Annotated in this window: 2 protein-coding genes; both read left to right on the top strand. The window is 27.4% G+C overall.

Features of this window, described 5'->3' with window-relative positions; all coding sequences use genetic code 11:
* The coding region (locus VJ881_11400) for an efflux RND transporter permease subunit (protein HKL76660.1) at positions 1-1,569 on the top strand (1,569 nt) is incomplete at its 5' end.
* Positions 1,570-1,586: 17 nt separating this feature from the next.
* Positions 1,587-2,375, top strand: a complete 789-nt coding sequence (locus VJ881_11405; protein HKL76661.1) for an outer membrane lipoprotein-sorting protein — start codon at positions 1,587-1,589, stop codon at positions 2,373-2,375.
* Positions 2,376-2,510: the final 135 nt, after the last annotated feature.

The following is a 2,510-nucleotide window of genomic DNA, read 5'->3' on the forward strand; positions in this document are numbered from 1 at the left end:
TTATTTAGTACTATCTGGGCCTTTGGATTAATGTCAGCAGTTGGAATTCCAATTTATGCTGTGTCAACTATGATTCCAGTAATGCTTATAGCTTTAGGGGTAGCAGATGGTATACACTTACTTACAAATCTAAATGAAAAAATGAAAGAAAAACCAGGTATATCTACAAATGAAGCTATAACAGAAATGATAAAAGATATGTGGAAACCAGTAGTAATGACTTCTATAACAACAGCAGTAGGTTTTATTTCACTATTGACATCTGATGTTTATGCAGTAAAATATTTTGGTTTATTTACAGCTTTTGGTGTTATGGCAGCAATGATATTTTCCTTAATATTTATACCTGCAGGATTGAAATTGTTTAATTTACCTAAATTTAAATCAAATAAGAAAAATAAAAATAATAATGAAAATAATGTTTATTATAAATTTGCTGATTGGGTTTTAGAACATAAGAAAAAAATAATATTAGCCTCAATTATTTTGTTGGTTGCAGGAATTATCGGTTCACAAAGTCTCTGGATAAACTCCAGTTTTTTGAGTAAATTTGAAGATGATGAAAAAATAATTGTTGCCAATAATTTCATAAATGATCATTTTGGAGGTACTACAAATTTAAATGTTATTATAAAGGCAGAAGAAAATGATGCTTTAAAAAATCCCGAGTATTTAAATGATATCTGGAAACTACAACAGAATTTAGAGAAAAAAGACGAAGTAGGTGATAGTTTAGCTTTAACTGATTTTTTAAGAAGAATTAATAAGGTAATGAATGAAGGGCAGGAAAAATATAATAAAATTCCAGATAGTAAAGAATTAGTTGCTCAATATTTATTATTATATTCAATGTCGGGAGATCCAGATGATTTAAATAGTGTTATTGATTATGACTATAGAAGGACTAATCTGCAATTGAATTTAAAAGATGATGATGCAAGATTAATCAATGATGTGATGGATGAGATTGAAAATTTCAAAGAAAATTCATCTCTTTCTGAGTTAGAAATTGATTATGCAGGTTCAGCCTATACCAATAGAGTATTTGCCAATCTTATATTAGAAGGTCAAATAAAAAGTCTTTCACTTTCAGTTGTAATTGTAATCCTGTTATTAGCTTTATTATATAAAAGTTTTACTGCAGGAATATTTGGTAGTTTACCTATTATAATTACAGCTATGGTTAACTTTGGTTTAATGGGTTATCTGAATATAGCTCTTAATACAACCACAGCATTGATTTCAAGTATAGCAGTTGGAATGGGAATAGATTATTCCATACATTTATTATCCAAATATCAGAAGTTTGGTCAAAAAGAATCCAGTCCACAATTAGCTGCCGAAAAGACAATGAAACAAGCAGGTAAAGCTATAGCTTTTAATGCCATTGTTGTTATAGCAGGATTTATGGTACTTATCTTTTCTAGTTTTCCACCTAATAGAGAGTTAGGATATTTAGTATCTTTATCACTTTTCAGTAGTTTTGTCTTAACTTTAACATTAGTAGTGGCTTTAATTGACAGGTATAAACCTAAGTTTATATTTAATAAAAAAGATAAAAATAATTAAATTGGAGGGTGAATAAAATGAAATTTACTAAAATTTTAACTGTATTTTTCGCTTTAACTTTGATTTTTACAGGTATTAGTTCAGAAGTTATGGCAGAGGATTTAAGTGGGAGAGAAGTAATTCAAAATGTATATGAAAGAGAAGAGGGAGAAAGTCGTGAAGCTGAAATGAATATGGTCTTAATTAATAAGCATGGAGATAAAAGAGTAAGAGATTTAAAACAATTTAATAAAGATTTTGGAGATGTAGAAAAAAAGATAATGTTTTTTACTGGTCCACAGGATATAAGAGGAACTTCTTTTATGAATTGGAGTTATGAAGAGAATAAAGAAGATAATCAATGGATTTATCTTCCCGCTTTAGGTAAGATAAAAAGAATTTCTTCTGATAGTAAAGGTGATTACTTTATGGGTTCAGATTTTACCTATGACGATTTAGGTGAAAGAAATATAGATGCTGATAATCATAAGTTGCTTAGAACTGATACTTTAGATGGTGAAGAAGTTTATGTAGTTGAAAGTATTCCTAAAGATGAAGATTATATGTATTCTAAAACTATTACCTGGGTAATAAAGGATAAATGGATTGGTTTGAAAAAAGAATTTTATGATAGAAGTGGAGAACATTTAAAAACTTTAAAGGTTAATGAATATAAAGAAATAGATGGGATAATTACAGTAACAGAGAGTGAAATGCATAATATACAAAAAGATCACAAAACTCAATTAAAATTAGATGAAGTTAAATATAACAGTGGAATTGATGAAAATACTTTTAGTGAAAGACAAATGAAAATGGGCATATAAATTTAAACTACTAAAATATAAATTTAAACTACTAAATTAGGAGGAAAAAATTATGATTACTATAAATAAAAAAATATTAATAACTGTACTTAGTTTTGTAATGATAATTTCTATAATAACTTTTTCTACTTCAGC

The sequence above is a fragment of the Halanaerobiales bacterium genome (assembly GCA_035270125.1).
GTDB lineage: Bacteria > Bacillota > Halanaerobiia > Halanaerobiales > DATFIM01 > DATFIM01.

What these genes read in the sequence shown, in the direction of transcription:
- VJ881_11405 (HKL76661.1), top strand. Translation starts at nt 1,587, where the DNA reads ATGAAATTTACTAAAATTTTAACTGTATTTTTCGCTTTAACTTTGATT.